Origin of the sequence: Streptomyces sp. ISL-43 (assembly GCF_018614195.1) — a bacterium.
Taxonomy (GTDB): Bacteria; Actinomycetota; Actinomycetes; order Streptomycetales; family Streptomycetaceae; genus Streptomyces.
The window spans coordinates 1-17903 of record NZ_JAGGOT010000080.1 but is presented as its reverse complement, the minus strand read 5'-3'; the positions used below and the strand labels follow the sequence as shown (position 1 = coordinate 17903).

Here is a 17903-nt window from a genome sequence, read left to right as displayed (position 1 = left end):
CGCCTTGTATCGACGTTCGTCAACATAGACATTCATCTAATTTCTGGGGATGATGGGCACATGCCGACCACGAAGCCATTGCCACTGCTGGAGCCGGACTCCGCGGTGCCGTGCTGCCCGCCGCTATCGGAGCGCCCCCTGACGGCCGACGAGGCCGAGCGGACCGCGCTGATGTTCAAGGCCCTGGGTGACCCGGTGCGGCTGCGGCTGTTCTCGCTGGTGGCCTCGCACGAGGGCGGGGAGGCCTGCGTGTGCGACATCTCCGACGTGGGCGTCTCACAGCCGACGGTCTCCCACCACCTGAAGAAGCTGAAGGACGCCGGCCTGCTGTCCTCCGAGCGGCGCGGGACCTGGGTGTACTACCGGGTGGAGCCTGCCGTGCTCGCCGCCATGGGCGCCCTGCTGACACGGGCCGGCAGGGCATGAGCCTGCGCATCGAGCCCCTGACCCGGGCCCACGCGGACGGAGTCCTGGCGATCTACCAAGCCGGGATCGACGAGCGGAACGCCACCTTCGAGACCTCCGCCCCCAGCTGGGCGGAGTTCGACGCCGGCCGGCTGCCCGAGCACCGCTTCGGCGCGGTCGGCCCCGGCCGGTACGGGCCAGGCCGAAGATCAGCATGATCAGTCCGGCGGTGGCCACGACCTCGCCGAGCAGGAGGTTCCCGCCGGAGCGGTCGCGCGTGGACCACTTCACCAACGGCTCGCCGAACATCGCGTCGGCCAGGATCGCGCCCGCGATCGCACCGGCGATCCGGGTGGGCACGTAGGCGGCGACCTCGCGGGCGGTGACGCCGGCGCCGCCGCGGCGGGCCGTCCACCACTCGGCGAGGGTGACCACCGGGTTGAAGTGGGCTCCGGAGACCGGGCCGAGGAGGGTGATCAGGACACCGAGTCCGAAGACCGTCGCGGTGGAGTTGGCCAGCAGCTGCAGCGCGACGTCCTGGGTGAGCTTCGTCGCCTGGATGCCGGAGCCCACGACGATCGCGACCAGCGCGGCCGTTCCGACGAGTTCGGCGGCGGCGCGGGCGATCAGCGGAATGTCAGGCGGGCCCGCACCGGGTGCGGGCGGGGGCGCGTCGACGGGTATGACGGCAACCGCCGCGGGGGCGGCATCGACGGGCTCGGTGACGGACAACGGTTCTCCTCGGGCAGGTGAGGGGGAAGGCGAGCTACGGGCAGGACCGCTTGAGGTTCGCTTCGGCGGTGGCGCGCGCGGTCCGAGCGAGGTCGGCGAACTGACCGGCCATGGCCTCGATGGCTTCCGGGCGGAGCTTGTAGTAGACGAAACGGCCGCACGGTTCCGTCTCCACCACCCCGGCTTCTCTGAGCACCTTCAGGTGGTTGGAGAGGTTGGTCTGCTTGGCACCGGTCTCCTCCACGAGGTGCGTGGTGCACAGCGTCTCGCGGAGAGCAGGGTCACGATCCGAAGCCTGAGGGGGTCGGCCAGGACTCGGATCAGTTCAGTGTCGACTGACGTCATCATGTGCTGATACTTTCACATCAGCTGGGGCTGATACCAGTCTGAGCTGACCTCACTGGCTCCTTTGAACGGGAAGAACAGATGTTCTCCGCTCCCGCCTCCTCCGTCCTGTTCGTCTGCGTCCACAACGCGGGCCGCTCCCAGATGACGGCCGGGTTCCTGCGTCACCTCGCCGGCGACCGCGTCGAGGTTCGTTCCGCCGGCTCGGTACCCGGTGACCAGGTCAACCCTTCGGCCGTCGCCGCCATGACGGAGCTGGGCATCGACATCTCAGACCAGCAGCCGAAGGTCCTCACCCCTGAGGCGGCCCAGGCCTGCGACTACATCATCACCATGGGCTGTGGCGACGCCTGCCCGTACTTCCCCGGCAAGACCTACCTCGACTGGCAGCTGGAGGACCCGGCCGGCCAGGGCATCGAGGCCGTCCGCCCCATCCGCGACGAGATCAAGGGCCTCATCGAGGGTCTGATCGCGGAAATCGACGCCGAGAAGCAGGCGTGACCCCGCGACCGGCGCAGAGTCGCAAGCCCGGCCTCCTCCAGGAAGACGACCAGCGGCAACCCGAGTCCTGCCGAGTCCTCGCCCCCGTGGCGCGCGTGGATCTCCTCAATCGGCGAGTAGCCGCCATGCGGTGAGGGCGAGCCTGGCCCTCATCAGGCCGGTGGGTTCGGCGAGTTCGATGCCCAGGGTCTTGGCGATCTGGTCGATGCGGCGGGCGACGCTGCTGTGGTGCAGGTGGAGGAGGTCGGCGGCACGGCGCAGGGAGCCGGTGGCGCAGTAGATGTCCAGGGTCTCCATGTCTTCGGCGCTGCCGGCGATTTTGGCGATGGCGGCCACGTCGGCGTTGTCGCGTGAGATGTCCTCGGGCACCTCGGCCAGCAGCGCCAGCGCGCCCAAGTCGACGTAGCGGACGACGGGTTCGCGCGGGCCGGTGAAGCGCAGGGCGGTGCGGGCCTGTCGCCAGGATCTGTCGGGGGTCTCGGCGGCGCCGATGCCCGCCCGGACGCCTGCCGGAATCCGGGCGGGGTCGATGGTGGTGGCCAGGAGGACGCCGACGTCGGCGAGCGGTGCCGCCTTGACCATGCCCGCCGGGCAGACCAGTGCGCCTATCTGGTCGAGCGGGAGCGGTAGTTGGATCGAGGAGCGTACGGCGACCACGCGGACCGGCAGGACGGCGGCGAAACCCAGGAGCCGCAACGCCCGGGCTCTGGAGGCCTCGTCGCTGTCGGCGCTGATCGCCAGTTCCACGAGGGCCGGGTCGGCCATGGTGGTGCGGGTCGGGCCGTACCGCTCGGCGACGGCCGCGGCGGCTATGGCGAGCCGGTCCAGCAGCACTTCATCGAGCGGACTCGGCGGCCCGGGGCGTTCCACTCCCGCGCCAGGACGTTCCCGTCCCGGGCCGGGACGTTCCAGCCACACCGTGCCGATCTCCTCCTCGTCGAGCGTGATCGCCACCGTGGTGGACGCGGGTGACGGAGGGTCGGGCGCCGGCCTGCCATCGGGCGCGAAGCGGATGACCCGGCCCGTGCCGTGGAGCCGAAGCCCCGCCACGCACTCCGCCAGGCCCGCCGAGACCCGTGCGAGCGCCGGGAGGTCCACCCGCCGGCGCATCAGGGTGTCGTAGAACGCGATGACGCGGATCGCACCGTCCACGTACGGATCAAGTCCCGACAGCCGTACGGCCAGTGCCTCCATGGCAGTAAGGATAGGAGGACAGGAGTGCGCCGACCGTCGCGGGATCGGGGCGGGATGCGCGACGGATGGCGGATGACCCCCTGGATGGCGACCGTGAGGATGGTCGTCATGGATCCCGAACTCGAAGCGTTCATCCCGTTCCTCCCTCAACTCGACCTGGACGACCCGGTCGCCTCGCGCAAGACCTTCGCCGAGCGGGCCGCCGCGGCGCCCGCGCCGGACACCTCGGACATGGAGATCGAGGACCGCACGGTGTCCGCCGATCCGGACGTGCCGGTGCGGGTCTATCGACCGCACCAGGCGCAGGGCGCCATCGTCTGGCTGCACGGCGGCGGCGGGGTCTTCGGCGACCTGGACACCGAACATCCGTGGGCCGCCCGGATCGCGGACCTCTCCGGGGCGGCGGTGATCTCGGTGGGCTACCGGCTGGCGCCGGAGCACCCCTTCCCGGCCGCCCTGGACGACGCCTACGCCGTACTGGCCTGGACGGCCGAGCACGCCGGCGAACTCGGCATCGACCCGGCGCGGATCGCGGTCGGAGGGCACAGTGCCGGCGCGAACCTCGCGGCAGCGGTGTCGTTGCGGGCCCGCGACCGGCAGGGGCCGGCGATCCACTTCCAGCTGCTCAACCAGCCGGGGCTGGACGACCGGCAGGAGACGTGGTCGGCACGGAACTTCACCGACACGCCGTGGTTCGACCGCGACAAGCTCTCCGCGGCGTGGCGGGCCTACCTGGGCTCGCAGCCCGCGACACCGTACGCCGCCCCCGCGCGGGCCGCCGACCTTTCCGGCCTGCCACCGGCCTACATCGCCACCGCGGAGTTCTGTCCGAACCGCGACGAGGGCATCGAGTACGCGCTGCGGCTGATGCGGGCGGGCGTGTCGGTCGAGCTCCACCAATGGGCCGGCACCTTCCACGGATCGCAGGCGCTGCTGTCCGCCGAGGTCTCGCAGCGGCAGAACGCAGAACTCGGCGCCACCCTGCGCCGCGCCCTGGCCGGGTGAGCCGTGGACGTCGCACAGCACGGCGAGAGCCCCCGTTGCCCGTTGTACACATTGATCATGAAAGGACGGATGTCATGAGGATCCGACTGGCGATTTGCGCAAGCGCGGCCGCGCTGAGCGTGTGCGCGGGCACGGCGGCGGCGGCTCCCGCCCCGGACGGGACGAGGGACGTGTCGGCCGCCGGCGCGAGCCCGTCGGCCCGTTTCGATCCCGCGGAGCTGGACTCCGCCGCGGACGATGTCCACCGCGCGGGGATGCCGGGGGTGTACGCAGAGGTGCGCGATACCGGCCGGACGTGGCGCGGCGCTTCGGGGGTCGCCGATGTCGCGACCGGCCGCCCCGTCACTCCCGACATGCGCCATCGTGTCGGCAGCGTCACCAAGACCTTCACCGCCGCCGCGGTCATGCAGCAGGTCGAGCGGGGCCGGATCGGACTCGACGCGCCGATCGGCGACTACCTGCCGGAGCTGGTGCCGGGAGAGCGCGGCAGGAAGATCACGGTGCGGATGCTGCTCAACCACACCAGCGGCATCCCCGACTACCTCCCCTACGCCTTCCCGTCCCTCCAGGGGTTCCCCTCCCTGCCGGACATGTCGACGAAGAGCCTGGACGACAACCGGTTCACGGAATTCCGTCCGGCCGAGCTGATCGAGATGGGGCTCACGGCGCCTCCCGTCGGCGAGCCCGGAGGCCCGACGGGGGTGTACTCCAACACCAACTACCTGCTCCTCGGCCAACTCCTGGAGCACGTGACCGGTACCACGGCGGAGAAGTACATCACCCGCAACGTCATCGAGCGTGCCGGGCTCCGGCACACCGAGTTCCCGACCGGGCCCCGCATCAAGGGACCGCACTCGCGGTTGTACGAGGCGTTCTACGGCTTGATCGACCCGCCGCGCGACTACAGCGTCTACAACATGTCCTGGGTGGGGCCGTCGGCCGCTCTGGTCTCGACCATGGAGGACCTCAACCGGTTCTACGCCAAGCTGCTCGACGGCAAGATAGTCAACCCGTCGTCGCTGGCGCAGATGCAGCGCACGCTCCCGGTCTTCCGCGGCCTGGACGGCACGACGATCGAGTACGGCCTCGGTCTGCACAGGGTCGACATCGAGGGTTGCGGCACCTTCTGGGGCCACGACGGATCGGCCTGGGGAGCCGGCACCCTGTCCCTGACCCGGGCCGACGGCAAGCGCCAGATGTCCGTCGCGGTCAACCTCCAGAGGTGGAACAAGCCGGACTCCTCGGGAAATCCGCAGCCCCACCCCATCGACGGCGCGCTGGAGAGGCTCTACGGGCAGGCGATGTGCGGCGACGCGAACGCCCAGGGGGAGAGCGGCTCGCAGACCTCGAAGCGGTAGGAAGCGGCATTACGGAATGACGGACCGCACCCGCTGCCGCGCATGTGACCGACTTCACCGTGCGCGGCAGCGGGGCCGTTCGGGCCACATCCCGGGTGGCGGGTGCCGTCTCCCGATCGACTCGGCCAAGTAATACAAAATAAGACATATAGACCATATGCCGCATTCAACTTGGTTTACCGCATACACCTCTTGAGGGTGTGTCAGTCGCAATCGCGCGAGGCATAATCGGGCCCGGTCGTCTCCGGAAGCGGTGGGGCCATCGGGGCACCGACCCACCCCCTCGGCGGAATTCCGCACCGGACCGATCCTCAAGGCGTTGCAGATGTCCCTGGCCAGCCGCACCCGCCTCGCGGCCCTGCTCGCCACGCTCGCCGTCGGCGGCGCCGGGGTGACGACCTGGGCCTACGGACACGGAAACGCCCAGGCGCCGGCGACCCCCGAGGCGGTCGTGCGCCCGAGTGTGACCGAGGGCACGGTCCTCCAGGTCGTCGCACATCCCGACGACGACCTCTTCTTCATGAACCCCGACCTGAGCCGCTCCATATCGACGGGCGTCGAGGTCGCCACCGTCTACCTGACCTCCGGCGAGTCCGACGGCAGGAACGAGGCCCACAGCCCGCACCTGGAGGACCCGGCCGGGCCCGCCGACCACGCCGCCTACGCGGAGGCCCGGCAGAACGGCATACGGGCCGCCTACGCGCAGATGGCCACCGGCAACCGCACCAGCGCCTGGCAGCGCAAGTCCATACCCACCGTCGGCGGGGGAAGCGTCGAGCTGGACGTCCTCGTCGCCAGGCCCGAGGTCAACCTGGTGTGGATGCAGCTGCGCGAGGCCCGCAGCATCTCCGGCGACAATCCGGACAGCCTCCGTGGCCTGTGGGACGGCAGGGTCTCCGCCCTGGGCGCCCAGCTGGCCTCCGGGTCGCCGGTCAAGCCCTCGTTCTCGTACACCAGGGAGCAGGCCGTCGAGGCCATCGCGGAGGTCTTCGCGATGTACCGGCCCACGACGATACGCACGCAGGACCCGACGCCCGGCCGGTCGCAGGGCGGCGGCGCCTTCTTCGACCACCAGGACCACATGTACGGCGCCCGCTTCGTGCAGGCCGCGGCCGAGCGCTACGCGAAGTCCGCGGACCGGCCGCACTTCTCGGTCCAGAACTACGTGAGCTATCCCAACAGCGCCCTGCCCCCGACGCTCGACCCGCAGGCGGCCGAGGAGAAGCTCGGCTACCTCAAGACCTACGCCTGGACGGACCACCAGGACTGGTGCGGCAGCCCCGCCGGCTGCGGCGACCGCAAGACCGCCACCCGGCCCACCGGCGCCGGATGGAGCCAGACCATCCGCTACAGCCGGGGCGAGGGCACCTCCTGGATGACCGAGGGCGTCGCCGGCCGGCTGTGGGCCTTCGCGGTCCTGGACGGCCGGATGGCGTACTGGTCGCGCGGCGGCCCCGAGGCCACCTGGCAGGGGCCCGAGTTCCTCCCCGGTTCCGGGATCGACGCGGGTGCGACGGCGGTCCGGCTCCCCGACGGCCGGATCTCGGTCTTCGCCACCCGCACCACCCTGGGCACCACGCCCCAGAAGTACGGGCGCGAGCTCGTGTACGCCGTCCAGGCCGCTCCCGACGGCCCCTTCGGCCCGTGGCAGTCGCTGGGCACCCCGGACACGGACGACATATCCGGCACCTCGGCGATCAGCGCGCCGTCCGTCGCCTTGGACCGCACGGGCCGGGCGACCGTCTACGTACGCGATTCCCGGCGCACCCTGCGCGCCCGCGCCCAGGCCACCCCCGACGGCGCCTTCGGCGCGTGGCAGGCCCTGGGCGGCGCCGGCCTGCAGGGCGACCCGGTCACCGCGACCGATGCGGCGGGGCGGCGGCACGTGTTCGCGGCCACGGCGAAGAGCGTGCTGGCCTGGGTCCAGCCGGCCCCGGACGCCCCGGTCGGCGGCCCCTTCCCGACCGGGCTGCCGGCGACCACCGGTCCGCTCTCGACGGGCTCGCAGGGCGACGGCGTCCGCCTGTACTTCCGCCGCCCCGGCACGGGCACCGTCGCTACGACCCTGGCCACCGCGGGCGGAACCGCGCCGGCCTTCTCCCCGGTCACCGAGACGGGCGGCGAGGGCGGCTACGGCGCCGTCGGCGTCGCGGGCCACCTGCTCGCGGGGCGCGCGGGCACCGGCACGGTCGGCGTGTCCGGCCCCGACGGTGCGCCGTCCTGGTACGAGTCCCAGATGCTCTATACGGGCGCACCGGCAGCCGTGACCGAGCCGGACGGCACGGCCGTCGCCGCGGCCCTCGGCCTGGACGCCGGGCTGCACGTCACGACGGCTCCCCCGGCCGGATCCGAGCCGTCCGGCAGCCGCCCGCCCTCCTCCCCGTGGCACCGGGCGGTCCAGCCCCCGACCCTCGCGCAGGCCGGGCGCGCGGACTCCGGGTGGCAGCGCTGACCGGTGCGGGCCACGATGGCTACGCACCACGTCGGGGCCCGGCCGAGGCCGGCGCCCGACCCACCTGACCACCGGCGATCGGGGCTCCCATGACCCCTTGCTCCACCGTGCGGGAAGCTCCCTCCCCCTGCCGCGCCGTGCGCGGGCGCCCGGCTCCGGGAACGGTCCGCGCCATGGCCTCCGTCGCCGTGCTGGTGTTCCTCGCCACCGGGTGCAGGAACGACGCCGCGCCGGTCTGGGGGTACCCGGAGCTCGGTGCGACCCTGGGATCCCTGTCCCGGGCCCTGGAGGACGGCTGTGCCGGGACGTCCCCCGCGAGCTGCGCCGCCGGCCTCGACCGGCTCGACGCCGTGGAGGAGCGCGCCTTCGCCCAGGTACTCGACCACCGGCTCCTCGACGACGCGTACGTCGAGGCCAGGGCCGAGGTGGCCCGGGCGAGGGAGCTCCGCCTCGCCGCCGCGGCGCAGGCCCGGTCACGCCGTGATCCGCACCACCTCCCCCTCGGGCGGGCGGTGGCGGCCGAAAGGCTCGCCTACCGCCACCTCCTGGCCGCGCTGGAGCGGCTCCGCACCGCGCCGCCGCCTGGCGACGGGACGGAGCCCGTCTGAGCCTTGCCCTGCGCGCTAAGGCCGCAGGGGCGGGGTGGGAAGCACCGGGCCGTCGAGCGCCACGAGGGACAGGACGGCGATCGAGCCCGTCCACGCGAGGGGCGCGACCGAGGAGGGCCTGCCCTGCTTGTCCACCTTCTCCGGCAGCTCGCCGAGCGGGTTCCTCTTGGAGAGGATCCAGTCCAGGACCTGACCGGCCTTCGCCGGCTGGCCCGTACCCGCCCACGCGAGGGCGAAGAAGGCGGTACTGGGCGTCCAGGCGTTTCCGCCCCAGGGCGCCTTGGGGTCGTTCCCGGGGGTCAGTCCGCCATTGGGCAGGAGCAGCGCCCGGTACGTGGCGTCCAGCTCCCCGGCCAGGCCGGCGGGGGCCGCGTTGAAGGGGGGCGCCATGAACGTGATCGCGCTGTCGCGCCCGTGCCGTCCGTCGGCGGTGCGCTGGTAGCCCTCGGGACGGAACCGCGCGGAGATCCCGGCGGAGAGCCGCCGGGCGGCCCGGCCCCAGCGCGCCGCGTCGTCCGGCCGGTTCGCCTGGCGGGCGAGGTCCGCGGCGGCGTTGAGCCCGGCGAGCAGCGGCGCGGCCGTGCCGATGTTCGCGGTGGGCGTCATCAGCTCCCAGTAGTCGGGGGACGCCGGGGGCAGCCCGTCGGCCCGCAGGGAGCCCGCCGCGTGGTCGGCCGCCTTGCGGATCATCGGGTAGAGGGTGAGCAGCCGGGCGCGGCGGGTGGGCCCAGGGGCCGTCCGGTACCACTGCCAGGTGGCCCAGGGGACCCAGCCGTTGGCGTCCAGCTGCCATCGCCTGCCGTCGGGCGGCCCGGATCCGTCGAGCTTCGTCCGCGCCTCCCAGGTGCCGTCCTCGCGCTGGGTCGCGGCGCTGTGGCGCAGGATCCGGTAGGCCTCGCCGTCGTGGCCGGTGTGCGCGAACGCGGCGGCGGCGAAGCCGGAGTCGCGCGGCCAGGAGTACTGCCAGCCGTAGCTCCACCCCGCCGCCATGGCGCCGTTCGGCCGGAGCAGCGCGCGCATGGCGAGGAGGGCCCGCCCGGCTGCCGCGCGCTGCGCGGGCGATCTGCCCGGGACCCGGCCGGAGGCCAGCCAGGCGCGGCTCTTCTCGATCTGCTGCCGTGCCGGCGGATGGCCGGGGGCGACCACGGCCGAGGACGTCGCGGCGGCGGGAAGGTACATCCACCGGCCGGTCGACAGCCGCAGGACGTTGCTGCCCTCGATGTACCGCGCGCCCTTGGCGAGGGACGCCGGAACGCCTTCGGCGGCGGTCGTGTTGGACAGGAGGCCGACGCTGGGGGCGGCGAGCGTCGGCAGGGCCGCGTAACGGAGCACGGCCTGACCACGGCTCTGGTGGCCCGCGGGCGGGACGAGGTACACCGGCCGCGCGGCCGCGCCCGGGTGCCGGCGGGCGTGGTCGCCCCCGGCGCAGAGGGGAACGGCGAGGCCGGCCAAGGCCACCGTGACGACCGCCCAACGGCCGAGCAGGACACCGGGCATCGACACTCCCTCCGGAGGGACCGCCTGCGCGTGGCCCCGGATTCCCCATCCTGGGAGAGCCGTGCGGAGGCTGCCACGGCACGCCGCCGCGCGGGTGAGCGGGAATTCCCGAGGGGCTTCGCGGCTCCGTGACCGTCCGGGCGCACCCGGGATGCCGGTGGCGGCGGGCCGTGCACATCATGGGTGTTCGCGGGCCGTGCGGTCACCTCACCCGGCGGCCGCATCGGCCGCCTCTTCGGCCCGGCCGCGCTGCGAAGGGCTGGTACATGAGCACTGCTGCGGGCAAGGGCGAGGGCGAGGACGTCCAGCCCCCTCCCTCCGCGGCGGGCCGGGGAACCGGCCGCCGCCCCTTCCTGCGCGGGCTCCTCCCGGCGGCCGGGGCGACGCTCGTCGCGGCGGCGGGAGCCCTGGTCTCCGTCGGGTGCTTCCTCGGGCTCTACGTACGGCCCACGTCCGACGACTGGTGCGCCGCGTGGAAATCCCGCGACATGGGGGTCTTCGGCATCACCTCCGACTTCTACATGACCCAGAACGGCAGGATCGCCAACGCCTTCCTGAGCGGTGTCGTCTACGGCGACGGACTGGCCGGGACCAAGATCCTGCCGACGGTCATCGCCGTCGCCTTCACCGTCGTACTGGTCCTGCTGGGACGTGACTTCGTCCGGTTCCTCGGCGGCAGACCCCGGCTGCTGCTCCTGACCGCCTGCGCCCTGGTCGTCCAGGCCCTCGTCTACTTCGCGGGCACCCGCAGCTACCAGGTACTGCTGTGGGCCCCCGCCACGATCTCCCACACCGTTCCGAGCGTCATCGGGCTGTGGGCGCTCCTGCTGGCCATCCGGACCGTCCGCCATCCCCGTACCGCCGTCCGCGTGGCCGGCTTCGTCTCGGCGTTCCTCATCGGCTTCGCGCTCGGCACCCTCAGCGAGCCGTTCTCACTCGTCAGCGGGCTGCTCGCCGGCGCGGTCGGGCTGCTCTGCCTGCCCCTTCTCGGCCTGACGCGGAACTGGCGTCCGTTCACCTGGTGCCTGCTCTGGTGCTCCGGCCTCGTCTGCGGTCTGGTCGTGCTCTACACCTCCCCGGGCGCCCGGTGGCGCCGGGCCCAGCAGCCGGCCAAGGAGTCCCTGCTCTCCGCGGGCGAACTCAAGGGCACCATCCGGGACTGGCTGCACATGTGGGACTCCGTCACCGGCCAGTGGGCCTACCTCGGAGCCGCGGCCGTCGGCGTCCTGCTGGGCCTGGCGAGCGTGTTCCGCGGGCCCGCGCCCCGCATGCTGGAGCCGCGGCGGACCGTCCCGCGCAAGGTGCTCATCCCCCTGCTGCTGCTCCCCGTGCCCGTGGTGGTGCTGGGGTCGCTCGCGGTGGTGGTGGGCCTGCGCAGCGGCTACGGCCCGACCGGGTGGACGTACGCCCGCACGTGGACGAGCTATCTCGTACCGATGGAACTGGCGCTCTGCGGCTACGGGGCCCTGCTGGGGGCGTGGGGCGGCCGGTGGCTCGCGGGCAGCCACAGGGCCTACGCGGTCCTCGTGACCAGCGCCGTGGCGGCGGGCGGCCTGACGCTGGCCTCGGTGGCCGTGCTCGTACCGGCCGTCCAGGACCTCACGACCGCCACCGTCACCCGTTCCGTGGCCTGGGACGCCCAGAACGCCCGCATCCGGAGCGAGGCAGCGCGGGGCGCGACGGATGTGGCCTACCAGCCCCTGTACATCGGCAGTCTCGCCGAGCCCTTCTTCACGCGGAACTACCAGCGGGACTGGGTCGCCGCCTGCGTGTCGAAGTGGTACGGCATCGACCGGATCCACCGCGGCTGAGCTCTCCGCGACCACGCGCCGGCCTACGAAGACGTGGCCGGGTCCTGGTCCCCGGGGTCAGTGCTCCGCCGTGTAGCGGATCCGCGCCCACAGGGGCAGCACGAACCAGCACAGCAGGTACCAGCCCAGCACGCCGCCCACGAGCCACGGCACGAGGCCGTTGTGGGCCGCGACGCGCAGGACGAGGAAGAGGGCCGCGGTACAGGTGGCCAGCAACAGGACGAGGCCCGCGCAGGTCAGGCGCGAGGCCCACGCGACCGCCTCGGGCTTGATCCGGCGCCCCGAGACGATGCGGTGGAAGGCGACGGGCCCGATCAGCGCGCCGGTCGCCAGCGACCCCAGCACCACCGTCACGATGTAGATCGTCTTCTCGGTCTGCGCGAGCCCTTCGAAGACGGGTGTGAAGGCCACTGTGAGCAGGAAGCCGAACAGGATCTGGACTCCCGTCTGGGCGACACGGATCTCCTGGATGAGCTCCTGCCACTGCCGGTCCGCGCGCTCTTCCGCGGTCTCGTCCCGACCCTCCCGGGTACCTCCCGGCATGACGTGCCTCCCTGAAATGTCCCGTCCGACAGCACCTACCCCGCAGCCCCCTCCTCATGCTCCCGGAGCCGCACGAGGAGCCGCCTCAGCCGGCGGTGTCCTGGGGTGCGACGACGGTGAAGAGCGCCCCGTCGGGGTCGGCCAGTACGAGTTCGCGGCTGACGCTGGAGGTCGCGACGGCGGAGGCGGTGCTCCCGCCCATGCGGGTGGCGGCCTCGGCCGCCGCCTCCAGGTCGGGCACGGTGAAGTGGACGTGCCAGCGGGGGCGGACCTGCGGGTCCGGGTCCTCTTCGAGGGCTCCCCCGCTGATGCGGGCGACGGTGACGCGGCGGTGACGCAGCACGACGTGGTCGTGCTCGTAGGAGACGGTGCAGCAGCCCGACCCCTCCTCGGCCCAGCCGAGGACCTCACCGTAGAAGATGGCTGCCGCGAACGCGTCGCGCGTCCGCAGTTCCAGCCACGCCGGCGCGCTCTCCCGGCCCACCGTCCAGTCGGGAATGACCTCGCCCTGCCAGAACCCGAAGGCGGCCCCCGCGGGGTCGGCGGCCAGGCCGGCCCGGCCGGTGACGAAGCCGAGGGGGCCGACCGCCATGGTGGCGCCGCGCTCCCGGATCCGCGCTGCGGTGACGTCCGCGTCCTCCACCGCGAAGTACGGCGTCCACGCGACCGGCAGGCCCAGGCGTCCGGCCAGTGCGCCGATGCCCGCGACGGGAGCCCCGCCCCGGGAGGCGATCGAGAAGTCCTCCCCGAGGCGGGTGCGGCGGAATTCCCAGCCCAGCACGGCAGCGTAGAACCGCTCGGCGGCGGCCAGGTCCCGGGCCGTGAGGCTCACCCAGCACGGCGCACCCGACACCTCGTGACTCGACGTCCACGTCGACACAGCTGCCCACCTCATCCGCCGCAGGCTTCGGACACGACTTCTCCACCGTAGTCCCGTCGGCGTCGCCGGGCCGCGAGCCACGCACCGCGCCCGCCGATCCGTCGTGCCGATCCGCGCGCACCGGCGGGACGGGTGACCTCCTCCGGCCCGGTCACCGGCCTCCCGCCCCAGGATCTGGGAGGTTTGTGGCCATGGCGAAGACCGCTCTTGTCATCATCGACATGCTCAACACGTACGAGCACGACGATGCCGATCGGCTCACTCCCTCCGTCGCCCGGGCGCTTCCTGCGGTGGTGAACCTGCTGGAGCAGGCGCGCGACCGGCGGATTCCCGTCATCTACGCCAACGACAACTTCGGAAAGTGGCGCTCCCACCTCGGCGAGATCCTGGAAGCGGCCCTCGCCGGCCCGCACGCCGACCTCGTCGAGCCCGTCAGGCCGGACGAGGACTCGTACTTCATCGTCAAGGCCCGCCATTCCGTGTTCTACGAGACGCCGCTCGCCTACCTGCTGCGCACCCTGGACGTCGACCACCTCGTGCTGTGCGGGCAGGTCACCGAGCAGTGCGTGCTCTACTCGGCCCTCGACGCGCACATCCGCCGTCTGTCGATCACCGTCGCGCGTGACGCCGTCGCCCACATCCACGAGGATCTGGCCGACGCTGCCTTGCGCATGATGGAGGTCAACATGTCCGCCCGCGTCGTGCCCGCCGCCGACGCCCTGCGGTGAACGCCCCACGGTTCCACCGCACGCGTCGCTCGGCGGCCGGGTCCGCCCGCTCCGGGCTCAGGTGTCGAGCAGCCGGTTGATCAGCGAGCGGTAGGCGCGCAGGGCCTGCCTGAGGTCTTCGGTGGCGACCTGCTCACCGCGGTCCCACTGCTTCTCCAGTCCGCTCCGGTGTTCCGAAAGGGTGCCCGCGAACGTCTGCATGACCTCGGCCACGAGAGTGTCCGCCGAGCGGACCGCCTCCTGGGGGTCGTCCACGAATCGGCCCTGGATCTCCTTCCACGTGGTGCGGTAGCGCTCGGCCTCCGCAGCGTCCATGAGCGGTTCCCCGTCGCTCCGGGAGCCGGTGTCCGGTTCCGTGAAGGCCGCCCGGTCGACGTCGGACTTCTGCTCGGCGTCCCGCTCCCCGAACTCGTCTCGGCCGGGTTCCGGCACGAGTCCCGGTTCAAGCCCCCGGTCGCGATCCGGTTCCGGGCTCCCGGGGGGCCCGTCCGCCGGCGCCGGGGTCTGCCCCGTCTCGCTCCGCCCGCCCGTGGCCTCGCCCGGGTAGACGGCCGGGTCCCGGTCACCGGGCGGCGCGGGATGCGCGAGGTCTTCCGTCGTCAGGACGGGCTCGGATGTCCCTCGTCCTGCCTTCTCGTCGCGGTTCTGCATGTCATCGGCTCCTCTCGTCGGAGAGCAGGTCCTCGAACAGGGTGCGGTAGTGGACCATCGCCCCGCGCAGCTCCTCCGTCGTCGCCTCTCCGTCACCGCTGCGCACCTTGACGTCGTGGGCGGCCCGGTACTCCTCCAGCGTGCGGCCGTGCTCGACCGACAGGTCCCGCAGCTGCCCCTGGTATCCCTCGGTGGGATAGCCGCGCTCGCTCATCAGCCGGGTCACCAGCTCGTCGGCCTCGGCCACGGAACCCTCCGGCCGGTCCACGAACCGCTGTTGCACGCCGGTCCACGCGTCCGCGTACTCGTGCCGGCGCTCGACCGGAAGCTCCTTGATGTCGAGTCGGTCGTGCCGGTCCTCGCGGGCACGCAGATCGCGCTCGGCGGACCGTTTGTCGCCCCTTTCCTCCACGGTGCGGTCGTATTCCGGTCCGAACCGTTCACGCAGGTGGCGTCGTCGGGCCAGCGTCCACATCAGTGCCGCCAACAAGATCACGACGACCGCCGCCACGACGATGACGGCTATCAGTGCGTTGGTTGACATCTCGGCCTCCGTCCGGGGGCTCCTCGTCCTCGTCTCCGTTGACGCGGCTGCCCGGGTGGGCGCCCCGCAAACACCCGGGTTTGAACTCACCGCCAACGAGCAGGCGCCCGGGAAAGCCCGACAACAGGAGGAACGTCGTATGGCCGCGGACAAGCAGGAGAACCAGGATGTCGTCGCCGTGATCCTCAAGGACCACCGCACGATGGAGGAACTCTTCCGTCGGATGCGCAGTGTGGAGGCGGACAGGGCGGGCGCCCTCGCGAAGCTGTCCGCGCTCCTCGTCGCGCACGGCGAGGCGGAGGAGGCCGAGGTGTACGGCGCCCTGAAGAGGTTCAGGGACGTCGACAACGAGGAGGTCGAGCACGGGGCCGAGGAGCACGCCGAGGGCAACGAGGCGCTGCTGGCACTGCTCGAGGTGTCCGAGGTCGGTTCCGACCAGTGGGACTCCCGCCTGGAGGACCTGGTCAAGGCGGTCTCCCACCACATCGACGAGGAGGAGCGGACCATCCTCAACGGCGCCCGGGAAAACGTCCCGGCCGAGCGGCGGGCCGAGCTCGGTGCCGCGTTCCTGCAGGAGCGGGAGCGGCAGCTCGCGTCCGACTGCGGCAGCATCGAGAACGTACGCGCGGTCGTACGGGGATGACCGCGACGACCTGCGGCTTCCGGCGGACGGCCAGCCCGCCCGGTCCCCTCGATGACCTGCGCCATCGAGGCGGCGGGGCAGCCTCAAGCGCTCAGGCGGGGAGGAAGTACCCGGTCACGTCGGCGAGCAGGCCGTCGCGGTGCACCGCGCTGCTCACACCCGTCATGAACGTCTCGCCGCCCGGGCCGACCTGGGTCCAGCGGGCCAGCGACCGGCCGTGGTGGTCGAGGACCTCGTCGATGCGGAAGCGGTGTCCGGGGAACGCCCCGGCGAAGCCGTTCATGTACGCGTCCAGTTCGGCAAGACCGGCGACCTCGGTTCCCGGGTCCCGGTAGGTGACGTCGTCCACCGCGACGGCGCCGAGCGCGGCGAGGCGTATCGCGGGGTCGGCCGACCAGCACGCGGCGTAGTCGTTCCAGAGCTGCTGTTGGTCACTCATCGCTGTTCCTCTTGGTTCGGTTGGTCGGGTTGGTTGGCTTGCCCGCCCCGATCGAGGTCAGGGCTCCGTCCGTGATGGCGTGGAGTTTGGCGGCGGCCGTGCCGGAGCGGACGAGGACCAGGAGGCCTTGGTAGAGGGTCAGGAGCTGGGCGGCCGACATCTCTACGTCGAGTTCCGCAGGCAGGAGCTGCTGTGCGCGGGCACGCGTCAGCGCGTCGGCGAAACCGGACTCGATCGTCTCCAGCCCCCGGCGTACGCCGGCCACGGCCTGCGGAACGGTGAACGACTCCACCGCGGTGTTGGTGAGCAGGCACCCCGGATCGGGTTCCGGACCGGCGTGCGCCTCGAACGCCGAGGTGAAGAACGAGCGGATGCCGGCCACCGGGTCCGGGGTCTCCCGTAGGTGGACGCGGACCCGGCCTTCGACCACCTGCTCGTTGTAGGCGTCCAGCGCGGCGCTGAACAGTCCCTCCTTGCTCCGGAACGCCCGGTACAGGCTGCCCGGGTGCATTCCGGTCGCCTCTTCGAGGTCGCGCAGCGAGGCGCCGAGGTATCCGCGACGGCGGAACAGCCGCATGGCGGAGGTCAGTACCTCTCGTTGGTCCCAGACCTGTTGACGACCCATCGACGCTCCCCGTAGTTGAACGATCGCTCACAAACTAGCACGTGCGACGACCCGGCCGGCGCCACACGCTCGGTCAAATGCCGTAATCGCTAAGGAAGATCAGCCGGACACTCAGCCTCGACCGCGTGCGCGGCGGACTGCGCAAGGACGCGCCGAAGCCAGCGGGAGCGGGCGTTGCGGGCGTCCTGGCTGAGCGCCGCCCGTGGCGCGAGGGTGTCGAAGCCGTGGAAGGCTCCGGGCCATACGTGCAGTTCGGCTTGGCCGCCGGCCTGCCAGATCGCATTGGCGTAGGCCACGTCCTCGTCCCTGAAGGTCTCGGCAGACCCGACCTCGATGTAGGCCGGGGGCAGCCCGGACAGATCAGTGGCACGGGCCGGAGCCGCGTAGGGCGACAGGTCCGAGGCCCCGTACCGGTCGCCCAGCAGCGCCTGCCACGCGGTGGCGTTGGAGGTTCGGTCCCAGGTGTCGATGCCGGCCATCTGGTGGCTGAAGAAGGTGGCGTCGCGGTCGTCGAGCATCGGGCAGAGGAGCAGTTGCCCGATCGGTGCGGGCCCGCCCCGATCGCGGGTGAGCAGGGCGAGTGCCGCCGCGAGTCCGCCGCCGGCACTCTTGTAGTACAGCAACGGCAGCGGCCCGGCGGGCCGTGCGCTCACGAGCGTGACGTCCGGCCCGCCCGGCGCTCCCGGCACACGCAGCTCGTCCACCTCGACGCGGCCGTCGGCCCGGAGATCGCGGAGCGTCGGCCTGGGCCGGGCCGCGGCGTCCCGCTCCTGCCGGGCGGCCAGGTTCTCCCGGGTGAACGGCTCCCTCGCCCCGTCGCCCAAGGCCGCCAACGCCCCGCCCAGTTCGGGGTTCGCCGACATGGGCGCCGGTCAGGCCGGCCCTGACCGAGGAGGAGCCCCCGGTCAAGGCCGGACGAGTCCTAGACGAGTCTTTCCGAAT

19 protein-coding genes and 2 pseudogenes are annotated in these 17903 nt (G+C 72.4%); 10 read left to right on the top strand and 11 right to left on the bottom strand.

Features of this window, described 5'->3' with window-relative positions; translation table 11 throughout:
* The first annotated feature begins 60 nt into the window (after nucleotides 1-60).
* Both J7F03_RS35970 and J7F03_RS35965 read left to right on the top strand, forming a co-directional pair.
* Nucleotides 61-426, top strand: coding sequence for a helix-turn-helix transcriptional regulator (locus J7F03_RS35970; RefSeq protein ID WP_214957052.1), 366 nt, complete (start codon nucleotides 61-63; stop codon nucleotides 424-426).
* Nucleotides 423-623 carry a hypothetical protein gene (locus J7F03_RS35965; RefSeq protein WP_374104443.1) on the top strand — a complete coding sequence of 67 codons (201 nt, stop codon included), beginning with the start codon at nucleotides 423-425 and terminating at the stop codon, nucleotides 621-623. Before J7F03_RS35970 ends, J7F03_RS35965 begins: the two co-directional genes overlap by 4 nt.
* On the opposite strand, the pseudogene J7F03_RS35960 reads toward J7F03_RS35965, so the two are convergent.
* Nucleotides 583-1137 (bottom strand): annotated as a pseudogene (locus J7F03_RS35960) (aquaporin); the annotation flags it as partial. The gene J7F03_RS35965 and the pseudogene J7F03_RS35960 sit on opposite strands and share 41 nt — an antisense overlap.
* 34 nt (nucleotides 1138-1171) lie before the next feature.
* A pseudogene (locus tag J7F03_RS35955) lies at nucleotides 1172-1485 on the bottom strand (ArsR/SmtB family transcription factor).
* Nucleotides 1486-1563: 78 nt separating this feature from the next.
* Here J7F03_RS35955 and J7F03_RS35950 point away from each other — a divergent pair.
* A complete protein-coding gene (locus tag J7F03_RS35950; RefSeq protein ID WP_214957050.1) occupies nucleotides 1564-1983 on the top strand; it encodes an arsenate reductase ArsC in 420 nt (139 codons plus the stop codon).
* A 105-nt stretch (nucleotides 1984-2088) separates the two neighbouring features.
* On the opposite strand, the gene J7F03_RS35945 is transcribed toward J7F03_RS35950, so the two are convergent.
* Entirely contained in the window at nucleotides 2089-3177 is a 1089-nt protein-coding gene (locus tag J7F03_RS35945) for a helix-turn-helix domain-containing protein (RefSeq protein ID WP_214957048.1), read from the bottom strand.
* Between the two features lie 108 nt (nucleotides 3178-3285).
* On the opposite strand from J7F03_RS35945, the gene J7F03_RS35940 reads away from it, so the two are divergent.
* From J7F03_RS35940 to J7F03_RS35925, 4 genes are all read left to right on the top strand, one after another.
* Nucleotides 3286-4182 carry an alpha/beta hydrolase gene (locus J7F03_RS35940; RefSeq protein WP_214957090.1) on the top strand — a complete coding sequence of 299 codons (897 nt, stop codon included), beginning with the start codon at nucleotides 3286-3288 and terminating at the stop codon, nucleotides 4180-4182.
* A 254-nt stretch (nucleotides 4183-4436) separates the two neighbouring features.
* Nucleotides 4437-5540 (top strand): serine hydrolase domain-containing protein, encoded by a 1104-nt coding sequence (locus tag J7F03_RS35935; RefSeq protein WP_251073015.1) that lies wholly within the window; start codon nucleotides 4437-4439, stop codon nucleotides 5538-5540.
* Nucleotides 5541-5865: 325 nt separating this feature from the next.
* On the top strand, nucleotides 5866-7992 hold the full coding sequence (locus J7F03_RS35930) for a PIG-L family deacetylase (RefSeq protein WP_214957044.1): 2127 nt from the start codon (nucleotides 5866-5868) through the stop codon (nucleotides 7990-7992).
* A gap of 173 nt (nucleotides 7993-8165) precedes the next feature.
* Complete coding sequence (locus tag J7F03_RS35925; RefSeq protein WP_214957042.1) at nucleotides 8166-8600, top strand: hypothetical protein; 435 nt, start codon at nucleotides 8166-8168, stop codon at nucleotides 8598-8600.
* A 15-nt stretch (nucleotides 8601-8615) separates the two neighbouring features.
* On the opposite strand, the gene J7F03_RS35920 is transcribed toward J7F03_RS35925, so the two are convergent.
* A complete protein-coding gene (locus J7F03_RS35920) occupies nucleotides 8616-10097 on the bottom strand; it encodes a hypothetical protein (RefSeq protein WP_214957040.1) in 1482 nt (493 codons plus the stop codon).
* 266 nt (nucleotides 10098-10363) lie between these two features.
* Between J7F03_RS35920 and J7F03_RS35915 the strand changes: the two genes are divergently transcribed.
* On the top strand, nucleotides 10364-11908 hold the full coding sequence (locus J7F03_RS35915) for a DUF6056 family protein (RefSeq protein WP_214957038.1): 1545 nt from the start codon (nucleotides 10364-10366) through the stop codon (nucleotides 11906-11908).
* A 57-nt stretch (nucleotides 11909-11965) separates the two neighbouring features.
* Here J7F03_RS35915 and J7F03_RS35910 read toward each other — a convergent pair whose 3' ends face one another.
* Together J7F03_RS35910 and J7F03_RS35905 are read right to left on the bottom strand one after the other, a co-directional pair.
* The gene (locus J7F03_RS35910; protein WP_214957037.1) at nucleotides 11966-12451 is read right to left on the bottom strand and encodes a DUF6328 family protein; all 486 of its coding nucleotides are present in this window, start codon (nucleotides 12449-12451) and stop codon (nucleotides 11966-11968) included.
* 85 nt (nucleotides 12452-12536) lie between these two features.
* Nucleotides 12537-13346: a VOC family protein gene (locus J7F03_RS35905; protein WP_214957035.1), complete on the bottom strand. Its 810-nt coding sequence runs from the start codon at nucleotides 13344-13346 to the stop codon at nucleotides 12537-12539.
* A 176-nt stretch (nucleotides 13347-13522) separates the two neighbouring features.
* On the opposite strand from J7F03_RS35905, the gene J7F03_RS35900 reads away from it, so the two are divergent.
* The gene (locus J7F03_RS35900) at nucleotides 13523-14059 is read left to right on the top strand and encodes an isochorismatase family cysteine hydrolase (RefSeq protein ID WP_214957033.1); all 537 of its coding nucleotides are present in this window, start codon (nucleotides 13523-13525) and stop codon (nucleotides 14057-14059) included.
* Nucleotides 14060-14116: 57 nt separating this feature from the next.
* Here J7F03_RS35900 and J7F03_RS35895 read toward each other — a convergent pair whose 3' ends face one another.
* Entirely contained in the window at nucleotides 14117-14710 is a 594-nt protein-coding gene (locus J7F03_RS35895) for a hypothetical protein (protein WP_214957031.1), read from the bottom strand.
* Nucleotide 14711: 1 nt separating this feature from the next.
* A complete protein-coding gene (locus J7F03_RS35890) occupies nucleotides 14712-15254 on the bottom strand; it encodes a hypothetical protein (protein WP_214957029.1) in 543 nt (180 codons plus the stop codon).
* A gap of 139 nt (nucleotides 15255-15393) precedes the next feature.
* Here J7F03_RS35890 and J7F03_RS35885 point away from each other — a divergent pair, with 139 nt between their 5' ends.
* On the top strand, nucleotides 15394-15897 hold the full coding sequence (locus J7F03_RS35885; protein WP_214957027.1) for a hemerythrin domain-containing protein: 504 nt from the start codon (nucleotides 15394-15396) through the stop codon (nucleotides 15895-15897).
* A 91-nt stretch (nucleotides 15898-15988) separates the two neighbouring features.
* On the opposite strand, the gene J7F03_RS35880 is transcribed toward J7F03_RS35885, so the two are convergent.
* From J7F03_RS35880 to J7F03_RS35870, 3 genes are all read right to left on the bottom strand, one after another.
* Nucleotides 15989-16336 (bottom strand): nuclear transport factor 2 family protein, encoded by a 348-nt coding sequence (locus J7F03_RS35880; protein ID WP_214957025.1) that lies wholly within the window; start codon nucleotides 16334-16336, stop codon nucleotides 15989-15991.
* Nucleotides 16329-16961, bottom strand: coding sequence for a TetR/AcrR family transcriptional regulator (locus J7F03_RS35875; RefSeq protein WP_214957023.1), 633 nt, complete (start codon nucleotides 16959-16961; stop codon nucleotides 16329-16331). The genes J7F03_RS35880 and J7F03_RS35875 overlap by 8 nt, the downstream gene beginning before the upstream one ends.
* An 89-nt stretch (nucleotides 16962-17050) precedes the next feature.
* Nucleotides 17051-17824 carry an alpha/beta hydrolase fold domain-containing protein gene (locus J7F03_RS35870; RefSeq protein ID WP_214957022.1) on the bottom strand — a complete coding sequence of 258 codons (774 nt, stop codon included), beginning with the start codon at nucleotides 17822-17824 and terminating at the stop codon, nucleotides 17051-17053.
* Between the last annotated feature and the right edge of the window lie 79 nt (nucleotides 17825-17903).